A 25,283-nucleotide genomic window follows, 5' to 3' on the forward strand; every position below is an offset into this window, starting at 1 on the left:
TTAGGAAACGTTGGGCGCGAGGCGCTCGAACAGCGCCTCGAGGGTGTTGAAGCGTTCTTCCGGGCGCTCCATGGGCACCTGGAACTTGAACAGGGTCGCGCCTTCGAACCTGTAGCGGTTCGGCTGGCTCTGGATCAGCTTGATCAGCACCAGCGGGTCGACGCAGGTATCGGCGGCGAATTCTACCCGGCCTCCCTGGGGCCCGGCATCCACCTTGACGATGCCGAGCTTCTCCGCCTGCAGTTTCAGGAGTGTCAGACGCACCAGGTTCTTCGCCGGGTCGGGCAGCAGGCCGAAGCGGTCGATCATCTCCACCTGCAGTTCGCGCAGGCCGTCCTCGTCCAGCTGGTTGGCGATGCGCTTGTAGAGGATCAGCCGGGCGTGCACGTCGGGCAGGTAGTCCTCGGGGATCAGCGCCGGCACCCGCAGGTTGATGTCCGGGCCGCCGCCCAGGGGCTGCTCCAGGTTGGGCTGTTCGCCCTTGCGGATGGCCTTGACCGCGCGTTCGAGCATTTCCATGTAGAGGGTGAAGCCCACCGCTTGGATCTGCCCGCTCTGGCCTTCGCCGAGCAGTTCGCCGGCGCCGCGGATTTCCAGGTCGTGGGTGGCCAGGACGAAGCCGGCGCCCAGGTCCTGGGCGTTGGCGATGGCTTCCAGGCGCTTCTCGGCGTCGGGCGTCATCTGCTTGCGCGGCGGCGTGAGCAGGTAGGCGTAGGCCTGGTGGTGGCTGCGGCCGACGCGCCCGCGCAGCTGGTGCAGCTGGGCCAGGCCGAACTTGTCGGCGCGCTCGATGAGGATGGTGTTGGCGCTGGGCACGTCGATGCCGGTCTCGATGATGGTCGAGGCCACCAGCACGTTGAAGCGCTTGTGGTAGAAGTCGCTCATCACCCGTTCGAGGTCGCGTTCGTGCATCTGCCCGTGGCCGATGCCGATGCGCGCCTCGGGCACCAGTTCGGCCAGGTCGCGGGCGCACTTCTCGATGCTCTTCACCTCGTTGTGCAGGTAGTAGACCTGGCCGCCGCGCAGCAGCTCGCGCAGCAGCGCTTCCTTGATCACCGCCTTCTGTTCTTCCATGACGAAGGTGCGCACCGACAGGCGGCGCGCCGGCGGCGTGGCGATGATCGACAGGTCGCGCATGCCGGCCACGGCCATGTTCAGCGTGCGCGGGATCGGCGTGGCGGTGAGGGTGAGGATGTCCACCTCGCTGCGCAGGGCCTTGAGCTGCTCCTTCTGGCGTACGCCGAAGCGGTGTTCCTCGTCGATGATGACCAGGCCGAGGTTCTTGAACTTGACGTCGCCCTGCAGCAGCTTGTGGGTGCCGATGACGATGTCCACCTTGCCTTCGGCGAGCTGGCCGACCGCGCCTTCGACTTCCTTGGCGGTCTTGAAGCGGCTCATCACCTCGACGTTCACCGGCCAGTCGGCGAAGCGGTCGCGGAAGCTGTTGTAGTGTTGCTGGGCTAGCAGAGTGGTGGGCACCAGCACCGCCACCTGCCTGCCGCTGTGCACGGCGACGAAGGCGGCGCGCATGGCCACCTCGGTCTTGCCGAAGCCGACGTCGCCGCAGACCAGGCGGTCCATCGGCTTGTCGGCGAGCATGTCGGCCACCACGGCGTCGATGGCCGCCTGCTGGTCCGGCGTCTCCTCGAAGGGAAAGCCGGCGGAGAAGGTGGCGTAGTCGGCCTGCGGGTCCTTGAACGCATAGCCCTTGCGCGCGGCGCGGCGGGCATAGATGTCGAGCAGTTCGGCGGCGACGTCGCGGACCTGCTCGGCGGCCTTGCGCTTGGCCTTCTGCCAGGCCTCGGAGCCGAGCTTGTGCAGCGGCGCCAGGGCGTCGTCGCTGCCGGTGTAGCGGGCGATCAGGTGCAGGTTGGCCACCGGCACGTAGAGCTTGGCCTCGTCGGCGTACTGCAGGGCCAGGAATTCGGCGCTCTGCCCGTCGATCTCCAGGGTGATCAGGCCCATGTAGCGGCCGACGCCGTGGTCGATGTGCACCACCGGCGCGCCTTCGCGCAGCTCGGTGAGGTTCTTGATGACGTTCTCGCCGCCGTCGCGGCTCTTCTCGCGGCGCCGGCGCTGCATCACGCGCTGGCCGAACAGCGGGCTCTCGGCGATCAGCGCCACCTCGTCCTGCAGCAGCAGGCCGTCGTCCAGCGGCGCGATGGTGATGGCCAGACGCTCGGGCTGGGCGAGGAAGGCCGGCCAGCCGTCCACCTCGCCGGGGCGCAGCTTCAGCCGCGCCAGCAGTTCCAGCAGCACCTCGCGGCGCCCGGCGGATTCGGCGCTGAACAGGATGCGCCCGGGAAATTCCTCGATGAAGCGGCGCAGCTTGGCCAGCGGTTCCGTGGCCTTGGCCTCGATGGCCAGGTCCGGCAGCGGCTCGGCGGGGAAGCTCTCGCGGCCGACGCCCGGCTCGACGGGCTCGGCGCTGACCACCACGCGCGGCCAGTTCTTCAGGCGGGCGAAACAGTCCTCCACCGGCAGGAACAGCTCGGCCGGCGGCAGCAGCGGCCGCTCGGGGTCGTAGCGGCGGTCCTCGTAGCGGCTGCGCACGTCGTTCCAGAACTGCTCGGCGGCCTGCTCGATGCCCGGCAGGGAGAACACCTGGGTGTCCTGCGGCAGGTAGTCGAACAGGGTGGAGGTCTCGCCTTCCTCGAAGAACAGCGGCAGGTAGTACTCGATGCCGGCCGGGGTCAGGCCGCTGGTCAGGTCCTGGTAGATCGGGCAGCGCCGGTAGTCGACGTCGAAGCGCTCGCGGAAGCGCGCGCGAAAGCCGGCGACCGCTTCCTTGCGCAAGGGGAACTCGCGCGCCGGCAGCAGGCGGATGCTCTGCACCTTGTCGATGGAGCGCTGGTTCTCCGGGTCGAAGGTGCGCAGCGTCTCGATCTCGTCGTCGAACAGGTCGATGCGGTAGGGCAGCTCGCTGCCCATCGGGAACAGGTCGATGAGCGCGCCGCGCACGGCGAACTCGCCGTGTTCGTAGACGGTGTCCACGCAGCGGTAGCCGGCGGCTTCCAGGCGCAGGCGCATCTGCTCGACGTCGAGCTTCTGGCCCACGTCCAGCACCAGGCTGCTGCCCAGCAGGAACCTGGCCGGCGCCAGGCGGTGCAGGGCGGTGCTGATCGGCACCACCAGCACGCCGTGCTTGAGACCGGGCAACTGGTAGAGGGTGGCGACGCGCTGGGAAATGATGTCCTGGTGCGGCGAGAACACGTCGTAGGGCAGGGTTTCCCAGTCCGGGAGCTGCAGCACGGGCAGGTCCGGGGCGAAGAAACGCAGCTCCTGCTCCAGCCGTTCGGCGTTCTGGCTGTCGGCGGTGAGCAACAGGGTGAATCGTTTCGCCTGGGCGGCGGCCTCGGCGATCGCCAGGCTCAGGGCGGCGCCGGGCAGGTTGCCCCAGGTTTGCTTGCCAGCCGCGGCCGGCAAGGCGGGAATACGCAATACGGACACGGGCGTAGCGGGCTCCGGTCGGAAATTTGACCGGGTGGATTGTAACTATCCCGATTGACGGCTGTCAGTCTTTGCAGCGCTGCAGATTGCCGGCGATGGCCTGCACCGTCATAATGTAGCCCCTTTTTTCTTCTCCTACATGTGGAAGGTAATGCCCGTGAATCAGAAGCCCGACCAGTGTCTCGGTGAGTGGATCGATCGTGAAGCCCTCGCGGAAGCCATGATTCCGCTGATCGGCCAGCTCTACCGCAACAACAACGTGGTGACCTCGATCTACGGCCGTGGCCTGATCAACCGTTCGGTGATCGACATCCTCAAGGCTCACCGTTTCGCCCGCCACCGCCTGGCCGACGAAGCCGAGCTGTCGGTCCACGACACCTTCCCCATCCTCAAGGCCATGAGCGACCTGAAGCTCGGCGCAGCTTCCGTCGACCTGGGCAAGATGGTCGCCAAGTTCAAGGCCGAGGGTAACGGCCGCAGCATCGAGCAGTTCACCAAGGACGAGCTGGCCGACGTGGTCGGCAAGCAGAACGGCGCCGCCCGCGAAGGCACCGACGTCGTGCTGTACGGCTTCGGCCGCATCGGCCGCCTGCTGGCGCGCATCCTCATCGAGAAGACCGGTGGCGGCGACGGCCTGCGCCTGCGCGCCATCGTCGTGCGCAAGGGCGCCGAGAACGACCTGGTCAAGCGCGCCAGCCTGCTGCGCCGCGACTCCGTGCATGGCAAGTTCGACGGCACCATCACCATCGATGAAGCCAACAACACCATCACCGCCAACGGCAACCTGATCCAGGTGATCTACTCCAACGATCCGTCCTCGGTGGACTACACCCAGTACGGCATCAAGAACGCCCTGCTGGTCGACAACACCGGCAAGTGGCGCGACGCCGAGGGCCTGGGCCAGCACCTGAAGTGCGCCGGCGTCGACCGCGTGATCCTCACCGCCCCGGGCAAGGGCGCGCTGAAGAACATCGTCCACGGCATCAACCATGGCGAGATCACCGCCGACGACAAGATCGTCTCCGCCGCCTCCTGCACCACCAACGCCATCGTGCCGGTGCTCAAGGCTGTGGATGACCAGTACGGCATCGTCAACGGCCACGTCGAAACCGTTCACTCGTACACCAACGACCAGAACCTGATCGACAACTTCCACAAGGGCAGCCGCCGCGGCCGCAGCGCTCCGCTGAACATGGTGATCACCGAGACCGGTGCCGCCACCGCCGCCGCCAAGGCCCTGCCGGTGCTGAAAGGCAAGCTGACCGGCAACGCCATCCGCGTTCCCACCCCGAACGTGTCCATGGCCATCCTCAACCTGAACCTGAACAAGTCGACCTCCCGCGAGGAGATCAACGAGTACCTGCGCCAGATGGCCATGCACTCGGACCTGCAGAAGCAGATCGACTTCGTCAGCTCGCAGGAAGTGGTCTCCACCGACTTCGTCGGCTCCCGCCACGCCGGCGTGGTCGATGCCGAAGCCACCATCTGCAACGACAACCGCGTCGTGCTGTACGTGTGGTACGACAACGAGTTCGGCTACAGCTGCCAGGTGGTCCGCGTGATGGAAGAGATGGCAGGGGTCAACCCGCCGGCCTTCCCGCGCTGATTCACGCCTGAAAATCGAAAACGGGAGCTCTCGGGCTCCCGTTTTTCGTTAGTCTTCGCGCTTACCCCGCGCACCATAACGATAAAAATGCCAACCCCCTCTACCGAGGAACCCCGCAATGGATGGACACCCCCATCTGCATGAAGGCTCGCTCAAACGCGGCCTGAAGAACCGCCACATCCAGCTGATCGCCCTGGGTGGCGCCATCGGTACCGGCCTGTTCCTGGGCTCGGCCGGTGTCCTGCAATCCGCCGGCCCGTCGATGATCCTCGGCTACGCCATCGGCGGCTTCATCGCCTTCCTGATCATGCGCCAGCTCGGCGAGATGATCGTCGAGGAGCCGGTCGCCGGTTCCTTCAGCCACTTCGCCCACAAGTACTGGGGCGGCTTCGCCGGCTTCATGTCCGGCTGGAACTACTGGGTGCTGTACATCCTGGTCGGCATGTCGGAACTGACGGCGGTCGGCAAGTACATCCAGTTCTGGTGGCCGGAGTTCCCCACCTGGGCCACCGCGGCGGTGTTCTTCGTGCTGATCAACGCCATCAACCTGTTCAACGTGAAGGCCTTCGGCGAGACCGAGTTCTGGTTCGCCATCATCAAGGTCGCCGCCATCATCGGCATGATCCTGCTCGGCATCTGGCTGCTGGCCAGCGGCCACGGCGGCCCGCAGGCCTCGGTGAGCAACCTGTGGAGCCACGGCGGCTTCTTCCCCAACGGCATTTCCGGCCTGGTGATGGTCCTGGCGATCATCATGTTCTCCTTCGGCGGCCTGGAGCTGGTGGGCATCACCGCGGCCGAGGCTGCGGAACCGAAGAAGGTGATCCCCAAGGCGATCAACCAGGTGATCTACCGCATCCTGATCTTCTACATCGGCGCCCTGGCCGTGCTGCTCTCGCTGTACCCGTGGGATGCGCTGCTGCAGAGCATCAACAGCTCCGGCGACCCGTACAGCGGCAGCCCCTTCGTGAAGGTGTTCTCGCTGCTGGGCAGCGAAGTGGCGGCCAACGTGCTGAACTTCGTGGTGCTGACCGCGGCGCTGTCGGTCTACAACAGCTGCGTGTACTGCAACAGCCGCATGCTCTTCGGCCTGGCCGAGCAGGGCGACGCCCCGCGCGCCTTCGCCAAGGTCGACGACCGCGGCGTGCCGCTGCTGGCCATCGGCGTCTCGGCCTTCATCACCCTGGCCTGCGTGGTGGTCAACTACGTGATCCCGCACCAGGCGCTGGAGCTGCTGATGTCGCTGGTGGTGGCGGCGCTGGTGATCAACTGGGCGATGATCAGCCTGGCCCACCTGATGTTCCGCCGCGCCAAGAATCGCGAGGGCGTGCGCACCAGCTTCCGCGCCCTGTGGTACCCGTTCAGCAACTGGCTGTGCCTGGCCTTCGTGGTGTTCATCCTCGGCATCATGCTGCAGATCCCGGGCATCGACGTGTCGGTGTACGCCATCCCGGTGTGGGTGGTGCTGATGGGCATCTGCTACCTGGTCAAGCGCAAGGGCGAGGCACGGGCTACCGCCTGATCCCGCCGGCGCTGGACGAGAAAGGGCCGCATTCCTACCGGGGTGCGGCCTTTTTGCTTGCAGCGGCGGATAACCGCGAACGGTTATCCGCCCTACGTCATGGTTGGGCATTGCGTAGGGCGCATAACGCCTACGGCGTTATCCGCCGTTTGACCGTGATTCCAGGCGCGTTCCGGGTTCGAGCCCGGAGCACCTGTTCCCGGGGCACTCCGGGCCCGACCCGCCATGGCGATGGGTATCGCTTCGCTCAACCCTTCCTACGAAAAGCCGTGCTTCCTGGAACCGTAGGAGCGGACTCCGTCCGCGATGGGCCCCACCGGCGGCGCTGTAGGCCGGCCAGCGCCGTACTACACCCGCCCGTCGCGATAATCCCGCGCCACCGCCTCCAGCCCGGCCTGGGCGAACAGCTGCAGGTGGCGGGCGAGGTCTTCCGGCGGCTGTTCGAACAGGCCGGTCAGCGGCGTGGGGATTTCCCGGCTGATCACCTGCAGCGTCAGGTAGGGCGCTATCACGCTGAACAGGCAGCGCAGCAGCGCCGGCTCCTGGGCGGGGATGCCGGTGACCTCGCCGAGCAGCGCCAGCACCAGGCGCACCTTGGGCATGGCCTCCTGGTCGATGAGTTCGGAGAGGAAGGGCGAGGGCGTCAGCAGCTCGCGGGCCCACAGGCGTGCCTGCCAGCGCTGGCCGTTGGCGACGTTGAGGGTCAGCGCCCCGATCAGGCCGGCGAGCTTGTCGCGGGGCGGGCGCTCGTTGCGGGTCAGCTGTTCGAGCTGGTCGTAGCTGATCAGGTGCTTGTGCATGTCCTGCAGCACCGCGCGGTAGAGCCCGTCGCGGCTGCCAAAGTGGTAGTTCACCGCGGCCATGTTGCACTGCGCGCGCTGGCAGATGGCCTTGCTGGTGGTGTCGGCGTAGCCACGCTCGGCGAACAGTTCGCCGGCCGCCAGGAGAATGCGCTGGCGGGTGGCTTCGCCGTCCTGGCGGGGCGCGCGTTGCGGCGCTTGGCGGGGCTTGGGAGGAGAGCTAGGCATGACGGCACCCTGCTGGATCAGGTGTAGCAGACTAAAGCCTGCATAGATCAAATTCAAATTTGAATTACTGGTCTATGCTTGTATGCTTGTTTCTCGTCGCCACTGGCTAGCGGGTCGTCATCATGCGCAAGAAGCTCATCGTTGTCCTGGCATTGCTCGCCGTAGCGGGTCTGGGAGCCTGGTACTACTTCCACTCGAAGGCCGAGCAGGGCGGCGACCTGGTGCTCTACGGCAACGTCGACATCCGCCAGGTGTCCCTGGCCTTCACCGGCAGCGAGCGCATCGCCGAGATGCGCGTGGAGGAGGGCGACGTGGTCAAGGCCGGGCAGGTCCTGGCCAGCCTCGACAGCCGCACCCTGAAGTTGCAGATCGACCAGGCCAAGGCGCAGATCGCCGCCCAGGAAGCCAACGTCCTGCGCCTGCACAACGGCTCGCGCCCCGAGGACATCGACCGCGCCAAGGCCCAGGTGGATGGCGCCAGGGCCCAGGTCGAACTGGCCGGCATCCAGCTGCGCCGCCTGCAGGGCATCCGCGCCAACAGCCCCGGCGGGCGCGCGGTCAGCCAGCAGGACTTGGACAACGCCAGCGCCCAGCTGAAGGTCGACCAGGCCCAGTTGGAGGATGCGCAAAAGGCCCTGCGCCTGGCGAAGATCGGCCCGCGCGCCGAGGACATCGCCCAGGCCGAGGCCCAGCTGCAGGGCGCCCGCGCCCAGCTCGCGCTGCTGCAGCACAACCTCGACGAAACCCAGCTGCGCGCCCCGCAGGACGCCACGGTGCGCTCGCGCCTGCTGGAACCGGGCGACATGGCCTCGCCGCAGCGCGCGGTCTACGCCCTGGCCATCACCGATCCGAAGTGGGTGCGGGTGTACGTCAACGAAACCCAGCTCGGCCACATCAAGCCGGGCATGCGCGCCAGCGTCAGCACCGACAGCCATCCGGAGCAGCCGGTGCAGGGGCACGTCGGCTACATCTCCGACGTCGCCGAGTTCACCCCCAAGGCCGTACAGACCGAGGAGCTGCGCACCGCGCTGGTCTACGAGGTGCGGGTGATAGTCGAGGACAAGGACAACCGCCTGCGCCTGGGCATGCCGGCCACGGTGCGCATCGCCGAGGGCGACCAGGTACGCGACGGGAAGGCCGACTGATGGACCTGGTGATAGACGCCCGCGGCGTCGCCAGGCAGTTCCTGGTCAAGGAATCCGGGCAGATCGTGCAGGCCCTGCACGGCCTCGACCTGCAGGTGCGCAAGGGCGCGCTGACCGCGCTGGTGGGCCCGGACGGCGCCGGCAAGACCACCTTCCTGCGCCTGGTGGCCGGGCTGCTGCGCGCCGACGGCGGCGAGCTGGAGGTGCTGGGCATCGACGTCAAGGCGCACCCGCAGCGTGTGCAGGACCTGATCAGCTACATGCCGCAGCGCTTCGGCCTCTACGAGGACCTGAGCGTGCAGGAGAACCTCGACCTCTACGCCGACCTCCACGGCGTCGGCGCGCAGCAGCGCCGCCAGCGCTTCGAGCGCCTGCTGCAGATGACCGACCTGGGACGCTTCACCGACCGCCCGGCGGGCAAGCTGTCCGGCGGCATGAAGCAGAAGCTCGGCCTGGCCTGCACCCTAGTGCGCTCGCCGCAACTCCTGCTGCTCGACGAACCGACCGTGGGCGTCGACCCGCTGTCGCGCCGCGAGCTGTGGGAGATCGTCCAGCAACTGGTGGAGGAGGAGAGCCTGAGCGTGCTGCTGACCACCTCCTATATGGACGAGGCCGAGCGCTGCGCGGAGGTGTACCTGCTGCACCAGGGGCAACTGCTGGCCCAGGGCCTGCCCGAGGACATCCGCCGCCACGCCGACGGCCTCTGCCGCGTCGCCGTGCCGCCGGCCGACCAGCCGGCGCGCAAGCTGCAGGCGCGGCTGCTGGACGACCCGCAGCTGATCATCGACGCGGTGCCCCAGGGCGGCGAGGTGCGTTTCATCCGCCAGCGCGATGCCGATGAAAAGCGCCTGGACGAACTGCTCGACGGCGCCCCGGTACGCGAGGTGGAAGCGCGCCTGGAGGACGGCTTCATGGTCCTGCTGCGGGCCAGGAGCGGCGCCGAGCAGGTGGATACCGAGGCGCTCAAGGCCGCCGCGCCGGGCAGCACGTCCGACAACGGCGGGGCGGTGATCGAAGTGAAGGACCTGGTGCGCAAGTTCGGCGACTTCACCGCGGTGGACCGCACCAGCTTCAGCGTGGCCCGCGGCGAAATCTTCGGCCTGCTGGGGCCCAACGGCGCCGGCAAGACCACCACCTTCCGCATGCTCTGCGGGCTGCTGCCGGCGTCTTCCGGCAGCCTGCAGGTGGCCGGCGTCAACCTGCGCCACGCCCGCGCCCAGGCGCGCCGGCGCATCGGCTACGTGTCGCAGAAGTTCTCGCTGTACGGCAACCTCTCGGTGCGCGAGAACCTGCAGTTCTTCGGCGGCGCCTACGGCCTGGCCGGCAAGCAGCTGGGACGGCGCATGGACGAGGTGTCGCGGCAGTTCGACCTTTCCGGCCACGAGGGCGAGCCCAGCGGCCAGTTGCCCGGCGGCTACAAGCAGCGCCTGGCCATGGCCGTGGGCCTGCTCCACGAGCCGGAAATCCTCTTCCTCGACGAACCCACCAGCGGCGCCGATCCCCTGGCCCGGCGCGGCTTCTGGCAGCGCATCACGGCGCTGGCGGCCGGCGGCACCACCATCATCATCACCACCCACTTCATGGAAGAGGCCGAGTACTGCGACCGCATCGTCATCCAGGACGCCGGGCGCATCCTCGCCATGGGCACGCCGCAGCAGGTGCGCGAGCAGGCCGGCGGCCAGGGTAGCTCGCTGAACATGGAGCAGGCCTTCATCGAGATCGTCGAGCAGGCCCGCCAGCACCAGCAGGAGGCGCGCGCATGAGCGGTTCGTTCTGGCGCCGGCTGCTCTCGTTGACGCGCAAGGAAGTGCGCCAACTGCTGCGCGACCACAGCAACCTGATGATCGGCATCGGCCTGCCCATCGCGCTGATCCTGATCTTCGGCTACGGCCTGTCGCTGGACGTGCGCCACAGCCTGGTGGCGGTGGTGCAGGACGACCCGGCGCCGCAGTCCCGCGACCTGCTCGCCAGCATCAGCGACTCGGAATACCTGCGGCCGCTGCCGCTGAAGTCCTTCGAGGAGGGCCGGCGCATGCTGGAGTCGCGCCAGGCCGACGCCCTGGTCTACCTGCCCGCCGACTTCAGCCGCCGCCTGCAGGACGGCAACGCCCAGGTGCTGGTGCTGGTGCAGGGCTCCGACGCCACCCGTGCCTCGGGGGTGAGCAACTACCTCAACCAGGCCCTGGCGCTGTGGGGCGAGAAGCAGGCGGCGCGCAACGCCGGGCTGCAATCCGGCGGCGTGCGCATCGAGCAGCGCATGTGGTTCAACGCCGCCAACACCAGCACCTGGTACCTGGTGCCGGGGCTGATCGTCCTCATCATGACCCTGGTGGGCGCCTTCCTCACCGCGCTGGTGATGGCCCGCGAATGGGAGCGCGGCACCCTGGAGGCGCTGTTCGTCACCCCGGTGCGCTCGGTGGAAATCCTCCTGGCGAAGATCATCCCCTGCTTCCTGGTCGGCCTGCTGGGCCTGGCGCTGTGCCTGCTGGCGGCGCGCCTGCTGTTCCACGTGCCGATCTACGGCTCGCTGCTGGCGCTGCTGGTCAGCTCCATGCTCTACCTGTTCGTCGCCCTGGGCATCGGCCTGCTGATCTCGGCGGTGACCAAGAACCAGTTCCTCGCCAGCCAGATTTCCCTGCTCGCCAGCTTCCTCCCGGCGATGATGCTCTCGGGCTTCATCTTCGACCTGCGCAACGTGCCCACCGCCGTGCGGGTGGTCGGCAACCTGCTGCCGGCGACCTACTTCATGGAACTGGTGAAATCGTTGTTCCTGGCCGGCGACTTCTGGCCGCTGATCATCCGCAACTGCCTGATCCTCGCCGGCTACGCCGTGGTCCTGCTGGGCCTGGCACGCCTGGCCACGCGCAAGAGGCTGGACTGAGATGGGCGCCTTCGCCGAATTCCTCCGCCGCCTGGCCAACCTCTGGCGCAAGGAGCTGCTGGTGATCCTCAAGGACCCGGCCAACCGCATCGTGCTGCTGGCGCCGGTGCTGATGCAGAGCCTGCTGTTCGGCTACGCGGTGACCTTCGACCTCAACGACGCGCCCTACGCGCTGCTCGACCAGAGCCACAGCGAATCCTCCCAGCGCCTGGCCAACCGCCTGGACGGCAGCGGCATCTTCCACCGTGTGGCGACCCTGCGCGCGCCGCGCGACATCGCCAGCGTGATCGACGCCGAGAAAGCGCTGCTGGTGATCCAGATTCCCGCCGACTTCGAAACCCGCCTGACCCGCGGCGAGCCGGCGCCGCTGCAAGTGATCCTCGACGGGCGCAACTCCACCACCGCCGGCGCCGCGGCAGCCGGGCTGGCCAGCGTGGTCAGCGACTTCAACCGCGAGCGCGGCCTGGCCCAGGCGCCGCTGAGCGTGGTCACCCGCGCCTGGTACAACCCCAACCTGGAGACGCGCTGGCCGCTGATCCCGGCGCTGATCGCCTCGCTGAGCATGCTGCAGACGCTGCTGCTCTCGGCGCTGTCGGTGGCCCGCGAGCGCGAGCAGGGCACCTTCGACCAGTTGCTGGTCACGCCCTATTCGCCGATGGAAATCATGCTCGGCAAGGCCCTGCCGCCGATCCTCATCGGCCTGACGCAGGCGTCCCTGGTGCTGCTGATGGCGCTGTTCTGGTTCCGCATCCCCATGGCCGGCTCGCTGCTCGACCTCTACGGCGGGCTGCTGATCTTCATGGTTTCCTGCGTCGGCCTGGGCCTGTCGATCTCGGCGGTGTCGCTGAACATGCAGCAGGCGATGCTCTACACCTTCGTGCTGATCATGCCGCTGATGCTGCTCTCGGGCCTGGCCACGCCGGTGCGCAACATGCCCGAGGCGCTGCAGATGGCTACGTACATCAACCCGCTGCGTTTCGCCATCGACCTGATCCAGCGCATCTACCTGGAAGGCGTGGGCCTGTTCGAGGTGGCCCATGACCTGTTGCCGATGCTGGTGGTGGCGAGCGTGACCCTGCCGCTGTCCGCCTGGCTGTTCCGCAATCGACTCGCCTGACCGGAGGCCACCATGCCGTCGTCGCCCAATCCCTACCTCCTCCTGCCGCTGCTGCTGGCGCTGGGCGCCTGCGCGGTGGGGCCGGACTACCAGGCGCCGCAGCCGCAGGCCCCGGCCGACTGGCGCGCGGCCCATGCCGGCGATGCCGCGCTGCTGGGCGCGGGGCAGGGCGGCCAGGCCATCCCGGCGCAGTGGTGGACGCAGTTCTCCGACCCGGCCCTGGACCATCTGCAACGCCGCGCCACGGCGGCCAGCCCGGACCTGCAGAGCGCCGCCCTGCGCTTCGCCCAGGCGCGCATGCAGCGGCAGATGGTCGCCGCCCAGCGCGGGGTGAACGTCGACGGCAGCGCCGACGTGCAGCGCCAACGGCAGAGCGAGCGTGGCGCCAGTGCGCGGATGATCTCCAGCCTGGCGCCGGGCGACAGCGACGAGCTGGTGAAGACCCTGGCCCAGCCCTTCACCCTCTACGAAGCCGGCTTCGACGCCTCCTGGGAAATCGACTTCTGGGGCCGCGTGCGCCGCTCCATCGAGGCCGCCGACGCCCGCGTCGAGCAGCAGCGCGCCCTGCTGGAACAGGCGCGGCTGCTGGTCGCCAGCGAAGTGGCGCGCGGTTACTTCGAGCTGCGCCGGGTGCAGCAGCAGATCGCCGTGACACAGGAAGACCTGCGCGCCACCGAGGAGTCCCTGGAACTGGTGCAGGCCCGCGCCGACGGCGGCCTGGTGGACGACTTCGACCTGGTGCGCCAGCGCAGCCAGCTGGAGGAACTGCGCTCGCGCCTGCCACAACTGCAGGCGGCCGAGAGCCAGGCGATCAACCAGCTCGGCGTGCTGGTCGGCGCGCAGCCGGGCGAACTGCAGGCGCAATTGAAGATGCCGCCCGCACAGCCCGCCGCCTTGCCCGACCTCAGCCCCGGCCTGCCCTCGGAGGTGGCGCGGCGGCGCCCGGACATCCGCGCCGCCGAAGCGCAATTGCACGCCGCCACGGCCAACATCGGGGTGGCGGTGGCCGAGCTGTACCCGAACATCCGCCTGGGCGCCAGCTTCGGCTATTCCTCCTTCGAGAGCGGCGACGTCTCCGACTGGGGCAGCCGCCAGTGGGCGGTGGGGCCGAGCCTGAGCGTACCGATCTTCGACAACGGCCGGCGCCGCTCCCAGGTGACCCTGCGCAAGCTGGAGCAGCAGGAGGCCGCGGTGAACTACCAGCAGACCGTGCTCAAGGCCTGGCAGGAAGTCGACGACGCCCTCAGCGGCTACGGCGCCGAGCGCCAGCGCAATGCCCAGTTGCAGGCACGGCTGGGCAGCGCCGGGCAGGCCTACGACATGGCCAAGGCGCGCTATGCCGGCGGCATGACCGATTTCCTGGTGGAGCTGGACGCCCAGCGCAACTACCTGCAGGCGCGTCGCGACCTGGTGGACAGCGACGGCCAGCTGCGCCTGGACCTGGTGGCGCTGTACAAGGCCCTGGGCGGCGGCGCGCCGCTGGAGGGCGGTGATTCGGTCAACGAACCTTTACCGCCTGGGCAACAGTAAGCCCCGCCGTTTCCGGTAGAATGTGCGCCGCCCGTGCCGGGGCAGGGGAATGGAGGTGGCGCGTTGCGAGGCATCTGGCTGTGCTTGGGGCTGTTGGCGTTGGCCGGTTGCGGCGAGCGTGTCGAGCGCTTCGGCGGCCCGACCATGGGCAGCAGCTATTCCGTGCAGTACCTGCCGACGGCGCAGAGCCCCGCGCCGCAGCGCCTGCAGGCGGAGGTCGAGGGCATTCTCGGCGAGCTCGACCGGCAGTTCTCCACCTACCGCGACGACTCCGAGGTCTCGCGCTTCAACGCCCTGCCGGCCGGCGCCTGCCAGGCCATGCCGATCGAGCTGGTGGAACTGCTGCGCTACGGCAACGAGCTGTCCGAGGCCAGCGCCGGCGCCTTCGACCTCACCGTCGAGCCGCTGATGAACCTCTGGGGCTTCGGCCCGCAGTCCCGTGGCGAGCTGGTGCCGGCGCCCGACGCGCTGGAGCGCGAGCGGGCGCGCGTCGGTTACCGCCATGTGCGGGTGGACGGCAGCCTGGTGTGCAAGGACGTGGCAACGCAGCTGGACTTCGACAGCATCGTCGCCGGCTACGCGGTGGACCGCGTTAGCCAGCGCCTGGTCGAGCTGGGTGTGAAGAATTACCTGGTGGAGATCACCGGCGAACTCAAGGCCGTGGGCCACAAGCCCGACGGCTCGCCCTGGCGGGTGGCGCTGGAAGTGCCCAGCGGCGAACGCGAGCGCAGCGTGGCGCGCTCGCTGGCGGTGGACGGCTACGGGGTCTCGACCTCGGGCGACTACCGCAACTATTTCGAGGAAGGTGGGCAGCGCTACTCGCACACCTTCGACGCGCGCAGCGGCACGCCGGTGCGCCACAGGCTGGCGGCGGTGACCGTGGTCGACCGTTCGACGCTGCACGCCGACGGGTTGTCGACCCTGCTCATGGTGCTGGGCCCGGACGAGGGCTACCGCTACGCCGAGCAGCACGGGCTGGCCGCCTGGTTCGTCGTGCACCAGGGGCAGGGCTTCGCCATGCGCGCCACGCCGCGCTTCGCCGAGCTCTTCCCGGACCCGGCGCGGCCCGGAAAGCCACATGAAATGTAGTGATGGCAAAATTCGCCTACCGCACGACCAAGCGCTAATGTGCAGCAATTTGTCGCGCGGCTAAGCTGCCAACATCGATTCGATCGGCTCCCGGTGCCAGGCGCGCCGGGACTTTGCCGGAAGCGCCACAGGGGCGCCCCGGCCTGTTCTGAAGGAGTACGCATGGCTGTCTACAACTACGACGTGGTGATTCTCGGCACGGGCCCGGCGGGCGAGGGGGCGGCGATGAACGCCTCCAAGTACGGGCGCAAGCTGGCGGTGGTGGACAGCCGTCGCGTGGTCGGCGGCAACTGCACGCACCTGGGCACCATCCCGTCCAAGGCGCTGCGTCACTCGGTGAAGCAGATCATCGAGTTCAACACCAACCCGATGTTCCGGCAGATCGGCGAGCCGCGCTGGTTCTCCTTCCCCGACGTGCTGAAAAGCGCCGAGAAGGTGATCAACAAGCAGGTCTCTTCGCGCACCGGCTACTACGCACGCAACCGCATCGACATGTTCAACGGCACCGCCAGCTTCGTCGATGAGCGTACCGTCGAGGTGGTGACCCCCAGCGGCGCCGTGGAGCGCCTGGTCGCCGACCAGTTCGTCATCGCCACCGGCTCGCGCCCGTACCGTCCGGCGGACATCAACTTCAACCACCCGCGGGTCTACGACAGCGACACCATCCTCTCGCTGAGCCACACCCCACGCCGGCTGATCATCTACGGAGCTGGGGTGATCGGCTGCGAGTACGCCTCGATCTTCAGCGGCCTGGGCGTGATGGTCGACCTGATCGACACCCGTGACCAACTGCTGAGCTTCCTCGACGACGAAATCTCCGACGCCCTGAGCTACCACCTGCGCAACAACAACGTGCTGGTGCGCCACAACGAGGAATACGAGCGCGTCGAGGGCCTGGACAACGGCGTGATCCTGCACCTGAAGTCGGGCAAGAAGATCAAGGCCGACGCCCTGCTGTGGTGCAACGGCCGTACCGGCAACACCGACCGCCTGGGCCTGGAGAACATCGGCATCAAGGTCAACAGCCGCGGCCAGATCGAGGTGGACGAGAACTACCGCACCTCGGTGTCGAACATCTACGCCGCCGGCGACGTGATCGGCTGGCCGAGCCTGGCCAGCGCCGCCTACGATCAGGGCCGCTCGGCTGCCGGCAACATCGTCGAGCAGGACACCTGGCGCTTCGTCAACGACGTGCCCACCGGCATCTACACCATCCCGGAGATCAGCTCCATCGGCAAGAACGAGCACGAGCTGACCGCGGCGAAGATTCCCTACGAAGTGGGCAAGGCGTTCTTCAAGGGCATGGCCCGCGCGCAGATTTCCAACGAGCCGGTGGGCATGCTGAAGATTCTCTTCCACCGCGAGACACTGGAAATCCTCGGCGTGCACTGCTTCGGCGACCAGGCCTCGGAGATCGTCCACATCGGCCAGGCGATCATGAACCAGCCGGGCGAGCTGAACACCCTGAAGTACTTCGTCAACACCACCTTCAACTACCCGACCATGGCCGAAGCCTACCGCGTAGCGGCGTTCGACGGCCTCAACCGGCTTTTCTGAAATACCCCGACCGGCGGCCTGAGCCGGCCGGGGGCGACCCGCTCAGCGATTCCCGAGCGTGGCAGTGGCCAAACCGGGAAAGTCTGTAATCAGGCTGTCCACGCCGAAGTCGGCGAGCCGGCGCATCAGCGCCGGTTCGTTGACCGTCCACACCGACACGTGCAGTCCCTGCTTCTGCGCCTTGAGCAGCCGCTCCGGGGTGCACAGCGTCCAGTTCAGCGCCAGCAGCTCGCAGCCATAGTTCGCCGCCACCTTCAGCGGGTCGAGCCAGGCGTATTCGGCCACCAGCCCGCGCGACAGGTCCGGCGTCAGCTGCTGCAGCGCGCGCAGCACGGTGCGCGAACTGGAGGTCACGGTGATGCGCTCGCGCAGGCCGAAGCGCCCGACCAACTGGTGGATGGCCTGCACGGTACGCGCCGCGCGCTCGCGCGAGGCGCTCTTCACTTCCAGCTGCCAATGCTCGAACTCGCAGCGCTCGAACAGCTCGGCCAGCCGCGGGATGGGGCAGGGGCGCACCCAGCCCGGGCCGCCCTGGCGCGCGTCGTAGGTGACCAGGTCCTCGGCCAGTTGCTCGGACACCTTGCCGCGGCGCCCGGTGGTGCGCTTCAGCGTCGGGTCGTGGATCACCATCAGTTCGCCGTCGCGGGACAGGTGCAGGTCCAGTTCGCAACGCGTCACGCCGTGTTCCAGGCAGCGCTGGAAGCTGGGCAGGGTGTTTTCCGGCGCTTCGCCTTTGGCGCCGCGATGGCCATAGATGAGAGTCACTGGGGCTCCTTGGGAGAGGAAGGGATCGGGTTCTGCGGGCGATGCGCGCGAACCGCGTCGACCACGTGATCGTATTCGAAATAGACGCTGAATTCGCGGTAGTCCCAGCGGGTGATCGGCGGGCTGCCCACGGCCGGGTGCTCCTCGTCGGGCAGGCCGAAGCGCTCCAGCACGGCGCGCCGGCTCTCGCCACGGGCGGGCAGGGCGACGCGGGCGTCGCCCTGGGCGCCGACGGGGATTTCCAGGGTGTCGGCCGCGGCCGGCAGGGCCATGCCCAGGCACAGCAGCAGGAAGAGGATGTACAGGGCCTTCATGAGTCGTTGCGGTCCTTCGCCTGGCGCCGTTCGGCCGCCTGTTTCTGCAGGATGTGCCGGGCCAGCAGCTGGCGCTGTGGCTCCTCGAGGTTCTCGAACAGGGTGCCGATCTCGTATTCGCCCAGCCCGCGCGACTCGCAATGGGTGACCCGCGCGCGCAGGCTCAGGCCCAGGGCCTGGGGCAGCAACACCAGCCTCAGCGCCAGCAGCTGGCCGGCGAGCAGGGGCTCGGGAGCGGTGAAGGCGATGCCGCCCTCGGAGAGGACCACCGGCTGCGCCGGGCCGACCTGCTCCAGCAGCCCCTGGGCGAGGGCGCCGGCCACCAGGTCCAGGCGCTTGTCGAGCAGCTTCAGGTAGCTGGCCAGGGGGCGGTCGCGCTCGGCGATCTGCCGCAGCAGGTGCTGCGCCTCCACCTCCAGCAGGTGCAGGTCGCCGAGCAGGTTGAACAGCGGCGAATCATCCTGTAACGCTTGCGCCACCTGCTCCGCGTCCTCCGCAAGAGGGCGAAATTCCAGTGCGAGGTGATCCTCGATACGGTAGTATTCGCGGCGGTCATCCGCGTCTGGAGTGGACATGGCGAACCCACGGCGGCAGTGATGGTCTGAGTGTAAAGCCGCCCGCCGTAGCTCGCCACAACGGCCTCCGCAAACCCTTGCGCGGTAGCGGACGCCGGCCGGACCGACGCCCCAATCCCCTGACAACGGCCCCACATGTTCAGACCTCTTTCCGTCTATATCGGGACGCGCTACACCCGCGCCAAGCGCCGCAGCCACTTCGTTTCCTTCATCTCCCTGACTTCCATGATCGGCCTGGCGCTCGGCGTCATGGTGATGATCGTGGTGCTCTCGGTGATGAACGGCTTCGACCACGAGATGCGCACCCGGGTGCTGGGCATGGTGCCGCACGCCACCGTCGAGGCCTACCAGCCGATTGACGACTGGCGCGGCCTGGCCACGCAGATCAAGGCGCGGCACCCCAACGTGCTGGAAGTGGCGCCCTTCATCCAGATGCAGGGCCTGCTGAGCAACAACGGCGTGGTGCAGAAGGTGCTGATCAACGCCGTGGACCCGGCCGAGGAAGGCAAGGTCTCGATCATCGGCGACTTCTTCAAGCAAGGCAGCCTGGCCAGCCTCAAGCCCGGTGAGTTCGGCATCATCATCGGCGACAAGGCCGCGGCCAACCTGGGAGTGAAGGTCGGCGACAAGGTCACCTTCGTCGCCCCCGAGGTCTCGGTGACCCCCGCCGGCATCTTCCCGCGCATGAAGCGCTTCACCGTGGCCGGCATCTTCCACGTCGGCGCCGGCGAGCTGGACGGCTACGTGGCCATGACCCACGTCGAGGACGCCGCGCGCATGCAGCGCTTCAAGGACGGCGAGGTCCAGGGCCTGCGCCTGAAGCTCGACGACCTGTTCCAGGCGCCGCGCACCGCCTGGGAAATCGCCCAGACGCTGAAGGGCAACGACTTCTACGCCCGAGACTGGACGCGCACCCACGGCAACCTCTACCAGGCCATCCAGATGGAGAAATCCATGATCGGCCTGCTGCTGCTGCTGATCGTCGCGGTGGCCGCCTTCAACATCATCTCCACCCTGGTCATGGTGGTCACCGACAAGAAGTCGGACATCGCCATCCTCCGCACCCTGGGCGCCACGCCGGGGCAGATCATGGCCATCTTCATGGTCCAGGGCAGCGTGATCGGCGTGATCGGCACCCTGATCGGCGGCGTGCTCGGCGTGCTCGCGGCGCTCAAGGTGAGCGACGCCATCGCCCTGCTGGAGCGGCTGATCGGCCACAAGTTCCTCAGCTCGGACGTCTACTTCATCGATTACCTGCCCTCGCAGCTGATGCGCGAGGACGTGATCCTGGTGTGCGCCGCCGCGCTGATCCTGAGTTTCTTCGCCACCCTGTATCCGGCCTGGCGTGCCGCCCGCACCCAGCCCGCGGAGGCCCTGCGTTATGAGTGACAAGACCGTCCTGAGCTGCCGCAATTTGCGCAAGAGCTACGAGGAGGGCCCGCAGTCGGTCGAGGTGCTGGTCGACGTGCAACTGGAGCTGTTCCCCGGCGAGCGCGTTGCCATCGTCGGCAGCTCCGGCTCCGGCAAGAGCACCCTGCTGAACATGCTCGGCGGCCTCGACATCCCCAGCAGCGGCAGCGTCTGGCTGGCCGGCGAGGAGCTGTCGGCGCTCAACGAGAAGCAGCGCGGCCTGCTGCGCAACCGCGCGCTGGGCTTCGTCTACCAGTTCCACCACCTGCTGCCGGAATTCACCGCCCTGGAGAACGTCTGCATGCCGCTGCTGATCGGCCGCACGCCGATCCCCGAGGCCCGCGAGCGCGCCGCCGCGCTGCTGGAGCGGGTGGGCCTGAAACCGCGCCTGCAGCACAAGCCGTCGGAGCTGTCCGGCGGCGAGCGCCAGCGCGTGGCCATCGCCCGCGCCCTGGTCAACCACCCGCAGCTGGTGCTGCTCGACGAGCCCACAGGCAACCTCGACCAGCACACCGCGCATTCCATCCAGGAGCTGATGCTCGAACTGTCGCAGTCGCTGCAGACGGCCTTCCTGGTGGTGACCCACGACCCGCACCTGGCGCAGCAGATGGACCGCGTGCTGCGCCTGGAGGACGGCCGCCTGATCGCTGCCTGATCGAGCCGCAGACGCCATGTTCAGACCCTTATCGATCTTCGTCGGCACCCGCTACACCCGGGCCAAGAAGCGCAACCACTACATTTCCTTCATCTCCCTGACCTCGATGATCGGCCTGACCCTCGGGGTGCTGGCGATGATCGTGGTGCTCTCGGTGATGAACGGCTTCCAGAAGGAAATGCGCTCGCGCATCCTCGGCATGGTGCCCCACGCCGTACTGCAGAACGCCGACGGCAAGCCGCTGGCTGACTGGCAGGCGGTGGCCGCCGCGGCCTCGAAGCAGCGCGAGGTGGTTGGCGCGGTGCCCTACACCGAGCTGGACGGCATGCTCTCGTTCAAGGGCATGATGCAGCCGATCGAGGTGGACGGCGTCGACCCGGCCCTGGAGCCGAAGGTCTCGATCATCGGCTCGCACATGGTCCAGGGCAGCCTGGACGCGCTGAAGTCCGGCGAGTCCGGGGTGGTGATCGGCCAAATCACCGCGCGGCGCTTCCGCGTCAACGTCGGCGACAGCCTGCTGCTGATCGTCCCCGAGTCCACCTCCGCCGCCGGCGGCGTGACGCCGCGCATGCAGCGGTTGAATGTGGTCGGGGTGTTCAAGGTCGGCGCCGAGCTGGACGGCACCCTGGCGCTGGTCCACGTCGACGACGCCGCGCACCTGCTGCGCTGGGAGCCGGGCCAGGTGCAGAGCGTGCGCATCGCCCTGAAGGACCTGTTCCAGGCGCCGGAAGTGGGACAGCGCATCGCCGCCGACCTGGGGCCGGGCTTCCGTTCGGTGGACTGGACGCACACCCAGGGCAGCCTGTTCGGCGCCATGAAGATGGAGAAGACCATGATCGGCCTGCTGCTGCTGCTGATCGTCGCGGTGGCGGCCTTCAACATCATCGCCACGCTGATCATGGTGGTGGCCGACAAGCGCACCGACATCGCCATCCTCCGCACCCTGGGCGCGACGCCGGGGCAGATCATGACCATCTTCATGGTCCAGGGCACGGTGATCGGGGTGATCGGTACCCTGGTCGGCGGCACCCTGGGCGTGCTGGCGGCGTTCAACGTCACCGCCATCGTCTCGGCCATGGAGAAGGCCCTGGGCACCCACGTGTTCAGCTCCGATGTCTACTTCATCAACTACCTGCCCTCCGACGTCCAGGTGACGGACGTGGTGCTGGTGTGCTGCGCGGCCCTGTTGATGAGCTTCCTCGCCACGCTGTATCCGGCCTGGCGCGCCGCCAGGACGCAGCCGGCCGAAGCGCTGCGCTACGAATGAACGAAGCCGCCCCGAGGGGCGGCTTCTTCGTTCCGTGGGGCACTGTCTTGCCGACTGCGCCGATCTGCTTTTCGTAGGATGGGTTGAGCTTGCGAAACCCATCGGGCCATGGTGATGGGTATCGCTTCGCTCAACCCATCCTACGGGGGCGTGTTTGCCGAAGGGGGTAGGAGCGGGCCCTGCCCGCGAAATCGCGCGCAGGGCGCGCTCCTACAGGGGAATGGCATGGGTGGGGCAGCGTAGGAGCGGATCTCATCCGCGAACCGCGCCGATACCTCCGGCTATCGCGGACAAGGTCCGCTCCTACGGGGAGGAATACCGTGGCTCCCCGCGAACTGTAGGAGCGGACTCCGTCCGCGATTTCACGCGCAGGGCGCGCTCCTACAGGGGAATGGCATGGGTGGGGCGGCGTAGGAGCGGATCTCATCCGCGAACCGCGCCGATACCTCCGGCTATCGCGGACAAGGTCCGCTCCTACAAGGGGCTCACAACCCCCGGCGCAGATTGCGCAACGCCTGGCGTCGTCGCCAGCTGCGGCCTATCCACCAGCGCCAGTAGGCCTGGGTGGCCAGGTAGCCGAGCACGCCCACCAGCAGACCGCAGATGATCGAACCGAGCAGGAACGGCTGCCAGAGCAGCGTCAGTTCGCCGCTGATCCATTCCCAGGTGAGGTTCTCCGGCAGCGTGCGCGCCGGTACGCCCATGACCCAGGCGCCCATCTTGTAGGTGCAATAGAACACCGGCGGCATGGTGATGGGGTTGGTCAGCCAGACCAGCCCCACCGAGATCGGCAGGTTGGCGCGCACCCACACCGCCAGCGTGGCGGCCAGCAGCATCTGCAGGGGAATGGGCACGAAGGCGGCGAACAGGCCCATGCCCATGGCGCGGGATACCGACCTTCGATTCAGGTGCCAGAGGTTGGGCGAGTGCAGCAGGGACCCGAAGCAGCGCAGGGACTTGTGGTTCCTGATCAGCTCGGGGTCCGGCATGTAGCGCTGGAAAAGTCGGCGCGGCATGGGGAAATCTCTGGCAGACGAACACCGGCCATTATGCCTAGCTAGATGACAGCTTCTGTTCACCAACTATGTCCATGTGTAACCGGGCGCGGTGCACCGGACTTCGCTGCCAGGGAGGCAACCCGTGCGCACAGGGATGATGGCGCTGGCCTGCGGCCTGTTGCTGCTGCGTTTCCTGCCCCAGCTGCCACCCTTGGCGGCCCTGCTGCCATTGGTCGGAATGGCGCTGCTGTGTCTGTGTCGGCGACATCACGCGGTGGCGCTTTTCCTGCTCGGCTTTGCCTGGGCCTGCCTGTTCGCCCATGACTCGTGGGAAGGGCGCCTGGCTCCCGAACTGGACGGGCGGACGCTGTGGCTGGAAGGGCAGGTTGCCGGCCTGCCGGCTACCGCGGATGGCATCGTCCGCTTCGAGCTGGAGGACGTCCAGGCGCGCCTGGAACTGCCCGGGTGCATCCGCGTGTCCTGGTATGACGGCCCGGAGGTGCGGGCCGGGGAGCGCTGGCGCCTGGCGGTCACCCTGCGTCGCCCCCATGGCCTGGCCAACGACTTCGGTTTCGACTATGAAGCCTGGCTGGCGGCCGACGGCATAGGCGCCACCGGCAGCGTCAAGGATGGCCGGCGCCTGGCCGAGGCCGCGGGTCCCATGGCCTGGCGCGAGGCCTGGAAGGACCGGCTGCTGGCCGTGGATGCCCGGGGGCGTAACGCCTACCTGGTGGCCCTGGTCCTCGGCGACGGCAGTGGCCTGGGCCGGGAAGACTGGGACATGCTGCAGGACACCGGCACCCTGCACCTGATGGTGATCTCCGGCTCGCACATCTCCCTGCTGGGCGGCTTGCTCTACGCCCTGGTGGCGGGTTTGGCGCGCCTGGGGGCCTGGCCGGCGCGCGTGCCCTGGCTGCCCTGCGCCTGTGCCGTTGCACTGGCTGGCGCCTGGGGCTATGGCTGGATCGCCGGACTGCAGGTGCCGGCGCTGCGTGCCTGCCTGATGCTCAGCATGGTGCTGCTGTGGCGCCTGCACTTTCGTCGCCAGGGCGTCTGGTTACCGCTGCTCGGCGCTCTGCTGGTGGTGCTGCTGGTCGATCCGCTGGTCAGCCTGACGCCCGGCTTCTGGCTGTCCTTCGCCGCCGTGGCGCTGCTCGTCTACGGCTTCGCCGGGCGCCTGGGGCGCGGGGCCGGCTGGCTGGCCTGGGGGCGTGCGCAGTGGCTCATGGCCCTCGGGCTGGCCCCGGTGTTGCTGGCCCTGGGCCTGCCGCTGAGTCCCGCCGGCGCGCTGGCGAACCTGATCGCGGTGCCCTGTGTCGAGTTGCTGGTGGTGCCCCTGGCGCTGGTCGGCAGCCTGCTGCTGTGGCTGCCAGTGGTGGGCGAGGGGCTGCTGTGGCTGGCGGGTGGCGTGCTCGATGTTCTGCTGGGCCTGCTCGGGCGCCTGTCGGCGTACTCGCCGGCCTGGCACCCCATGGCGCCGCCGGCCTGGAGCATCGCCCTGGCCCTATTCGGCGCGCTGCTGTGCCTGGCGCCGGCCGGGCTGCCGCTGCGTCCGTTGGGCCTGGCGTTGCTGTTGCCGATGTTCTGGCCGCATTCCAGTGCGCCGCCCCACGGTCATGCCGAAGTGCGGGTGCTGGACGTGGGCCAGGGGCTGTCCGTGCTGATCCGCACCCGTCACCACGTCTGGCTGTACGACGCCGGACCGCGCCGGGGCGATTTCGACCTCGGCGAGGTGGCGGTGCTGCCGACTCTCCGCGGCCTGGGCGTCGAACGCCTGGACGTGCTGCTGCTCAGCCACGCCGACAATGACCACGCCGGCGGTGCCCGCTCGGTGGCGGCGGCCGTGCCGGTGACGCGAATCATCAGCGGCGAACCCCGGCGTCTGCCGGGCAGCCTGCCTGCCGACCCCTGCGGCAACGAGACATGGCTGCTGGACGGCGTGCGCTTTTCCACCTGGCAGTGGCCCGGCGCGACGGACAGTAACGGCCGCTCCTGCGTGCTGCACGTCGAGGCCGGCGGCGAGAGCCTGCTGCTCACCGGCGACCTGCCGGCCGCAGGCGAGGCCGCCTGGCTGGCCAGCCATCCAGGGCTTGGCGCCGACTGGTTGCTGGCCGGCCACCATGGCAGCCGCAGCGCCTCTTCCGAGTCCTTCGTCAGGCAGCTGGCGCCCCGCGCGGCGCTGATTTCCCGCTCGCGGCACAATGCCCATGGCCATCCGTCCAGCGAGGTGCTGCAACGCTTTGCCGAGCAGGGGACGAAGGTGCACGATGTGGCCCGGGAGGGTGCCCTGCGCCTGCTCCTGGGCCAGCGTGGAGCGCTGCGCGGCGTGCGCGAAAATGCCGGATTCTGGAGGGAAAAATGAGAACGGCGACGGTCG

General features: G+C 68.2%; 19 protein-coding genes. 13 read left to right on the forward strand and 6 right to left on the reverse strand.

Features of this window, described 5'->3' with window-relative positions; all coding sequences use genetic code 11:
- Positions 1 to 3,450 (reverse strand): transcription-repair coupling factor, encoded by a 3,450-nt coding sequence (gene mfd, locus ACTWJ5_RS09345; RefSeq protein WP_444438268.1) that lies wholly within the window; start codon positions 3,448 to 3,450, stop codon positions 1 to 3.
- A gap of 139 nt (positions 3,451 to 3,589) precedes the next feature.
- Between mfd and ACTWJ5_RS09350 the strand changes: the two genes are divergently transcribed.
- Both ACTWJ5_RS09350 and ACTWJ5_RS09355 read left to right on the forward strand, forming a co-directional pair.
- Positions 3,590 to 5,056 carry a glyceraldehyde-3-phosphate dehydrogenase gene (locus tag ACTWJ5_RS09350; RefSeq protein ID WP_074979902.1) on the forward strand — a complete coding sequence of 489 codons (1,467 nt, stop codon included), beginning with the start codon at positions 3,590 to 3,592 and terminating at the stop codon, positions 5,054 to 5,056.
- Positions 5,057 to 5,174: 118 nt separating this feature from the next.
- Positions 5,175 to 6,575 (forward strand): amino acid permease, encoded by a 1,401-nt coding sequence (locus ACTWJ5_RS09355; RefSeq protein ID WP_074979899.1) that lies wholly within the window; start codon positions 5,175 to 5,177, stop codon positions 6,573 to 6,575.
- A gap of 347 nt (positions 6,576 to 6,922) precedes the next feature.
- Here ACTWJ5_RS09355 and ACTWJ5_RS09360 read toward each other — a convergent pair whose 3' ends face one another.
- The gene (locus ACTWJ5_RS09360) at positions 6,923 to 7,603 is read right to left on the reverse strand and encodes a TetR/AcrR family transcriptional regulator (RefSeq protein ID WP_074979896.1); all 681 of its coding nucleotides are present in this window, start codon (positions 7,601 to 7,603) and stop codon (positions 6,923 to 6,925) included.
- Positions 7,604 to 7,725: 122 nt separating this feature from the next.
- Between ACTWJ5_RS09360 and ACTWJ5_RS09365 the strand changes: the two genes are divergently transcribed.
- From ACTWJ5_RS09365 to sthA, 7 genes are all read left to right on the forward strand, one after another.
- A complete protein-coding gene (locus ACTWJ5_RS09365) occupies positions 7,726 to 8,748 on the forward strand; it encodes an efflux RND transporter periplasmic adaptor subunit (RefSeq protein ID WP_444438271.1) in 1,023 nt (340 codons plus the stop codon).
- Entirely contained in the window at positions 8,748 to 10,511 is a 1,764-nt protein-coding gene (locus ACTWJ5_RS09370) for an ATP-binding cassette domain-containing protein (protein ID WP_261746668.1), read from the forward strand. Before ACTWJ5_RS09365 ends, ACTWJ5_RS09370 begins: the two co-directional genes overlap by 1 nt.
- Positions 10,508 to 11,629 carry an ABC transporter permease gene (locus ACTWJ5_RS09375; protein WP_074979888.1) on the forward strand — a complete coding sequence of 374 codons (1,122 nt, stop codon included), beginning with the start codon at positions 10,508 to 10,510 and terminating at the stop codon, positions 11,627 to 11,629. Before ACTWJ5_RS09370 ends, ACTWJ5_RS09375 begins: the two co-directional genes overlap by 4 nt.
- A gap of 1 nt (position 11,630) precedes the next feature.
- Complete coding sequence (locus ACTWJ5_RS09380) at positions 11,631 to 12,746, forward strand: ABC transporter permease (RefSeq protein WP_249919263.1); 1,116 nt, start codon at positions 11,631 to 11,633, stop codon at positions 12,744 to 12,746.
- Positions 12,747 to 12,758: 12 nt separating this feature from the next.
- Complete coding sequence (locus ACTWJ5_RS09385; RefSeq protein WP_444438274.1) at positions 12,759 to 14,276, forward strand: efflux transporter outer membrane subunit; 1,518 nt, start codon at positions 12,759 to 12,761, stop codon at positions 14,274 to 14,276.
- A gap of 63 nt (positions 14,277 to 14,339) precedes the next feature.
- On the forward strand, positions 14,340 to 15,365 hold the full coding sequence (locus tag ACTWJ5_RS09390; RefSeq protein ID WP_074979881.1) for an FAD:protein FMN transferase: 1,026 nt from the start codon (positions 14,340 to 14,342) through the stop codon (positions 15,363 to 15,365).
- A gap of 162 nt (positions 15,366 to 15,527) precedes the next feature.
- Positions 15,528 to 16,922, forward strand: a complete 1,395-nt coding sequence (gene sthA, locus ACTWJ5_RS09395; RefSeq protein WP_009621380.1) for a Si-specific NAD(P)(+) transhydrogenase — start codon at positions 15,528 to 15,530, stop codon at positions 16,920 to 16,922.
- Positions 16,923 to 16,964: 42 nt separating this feature from the next.
- On the opposite strand, the gene ACTWJ5_RS09400 is transcribed toward sthA, so the two are convergent.
- The 3 genes from ACTWJ5_RS09400 to ACTWJ5_RS09410 are packed head-to-tail and all read right to left on the reverse strand — an operon-like array spanning position 16,965 to position 18,576.
- Positions 16,965 to 17,687, reverse strand: coding sequence for a glycerophosphodiester phosphodiesterase (locus tag ACTWJ5_RS09400; RefSeq protein WP_009621382.1), 723 nt, complete (start codon positions 17,685 to 17,687; stop codon positions 16,965 to 16,967).
- On the reverse strand, positions 17,684 to 18,001 hold the full coding sequence (locus tag ACTWJ5_RS09405) for a phosphodiesterase (RefSeq protein WP_253410001.1): 318 nt from the start codon (positions 17,999 to 18,001) through the stop codon (positions 17,684 to 17,686). The genes ACTWJ5_RS09400 and ACTWJ5_RS09405 overlap by 4 nt, the downstream gene beginning before the upstream one ends.
- Positions 17,998 to 18,576 (reverse strand): PilZ domain-containing protein, encoded by a 579-nt coding sequence (locus tag ACTWJ5_RS09410; RefSeq protein WP_253410000.1) that lies wholly within the window; start codon positions 18,574 to 18,576, stop codon positions 17,998 to 18,000. Before ACTWJ5_RS09410 ends, ACTWJ5_RS09405 begins: the two co-directional genes overlap by 4 nt.
- Before the next feature lie 135 nt (positions 18,577 to 18,711).
- Here ACTWJ5_RS09410 and ACTWJ5_RS09415 point away from each other — a divergent pair, with 135 nt between their 5' ends.
- The 3 genes from ACTWJ5_RS09415 to ACTWJ5_RS09425 are packed head-to-tail and all read left to right on the forward strand — an operon-like array spanning position 18,712 to position 21,908.
- The gene (locus tag ACTWJ5_RS09415) at positions 18,712 to 19,965 is read left to right on the forward strand and encodes a lipoprotein-releasing ABC transporter permease subunit (RefSeq protein WP_253409998.1); all 1,254 of its coding nucleotides are present in this window, start codon (positions 18,712 to 18,714) and stop codon (positions 19,963 to 19,965) included.
- Entirely contained in the window at positions 19,958 to 20,641 is a 684-nt protein-coding gene (lolD, locus tag ACTWJ5_RS09420; RefSeq protein WP_253390406.1) for a lipoprotein-releasing ABC transporter ATP-binding protein LolD, read from the forward strand. Before ACTWJ5_RS09415 ends, lolD begins: the two co-directional genes overlap by 8 nt.
- A 16-nt stretch (positions 20,642 to 20,657) precedes the next feature.
- Entirely contained in the window at positions 20,658 to 21,908 is a 1,251-nt protein-coding gene (locus tag ACTWJ5_RS09425) for a lipoprotein-releasing ABC transporter permease subunit (protein WP_249919271.1), read from the forward strand.
- A 485-nt stretch (positions 21,909 to 22,393) separates the two neighbouring features.
- On the opposite strand, the gene ACTWJ5_RS09430 is transcribed toward ACTWJ5_RS09425, so the two are convergent.
- Positions 22,394 to 22,924, reverse strand: a complete 531-nt coding sequence (locus tag ACTWJ5_RS09430; RefSeq protein ID WP_444438279.1) for a DUF2062 domain-containing protein — start codon at positions 22,922 to 22,924, stop codon at positions 22,394 to 22,396.
- Positions 22,925 to 23,060: 136 nt separating this feature from the next.
- Between ACTWJ5_RS09430 and ACTWJ5_RS09435 the strand changes: the two genes are divergently transcribed.
- The gene (locus ACTWJ5_RS09435; protein ID WP_444439564.1) at positions 23,061 to 25,268 is read left to right on the forward strand and encodes a DNA internalization-related competence protein ComEC/Rec2; all 2,208 of its coding nucleotides are present in this window, start codon (positions 23,061 to 23,063) and stop codon (positions 25,266 to 25,268) included.
- Positions 25,269 to 25,283 lie beyond the last annotated feature (15 nt).

It is taken from the genome of Pseudomonas sp. A6 (genome assembly GCF_052367875.1).
GTDB lineage: Bacteria > Pseudomonadota > Gammaproteobacteria > Pseudomonadales > Pseudomonadaceae > Pseudomonas > Pseudomonas citronellolis.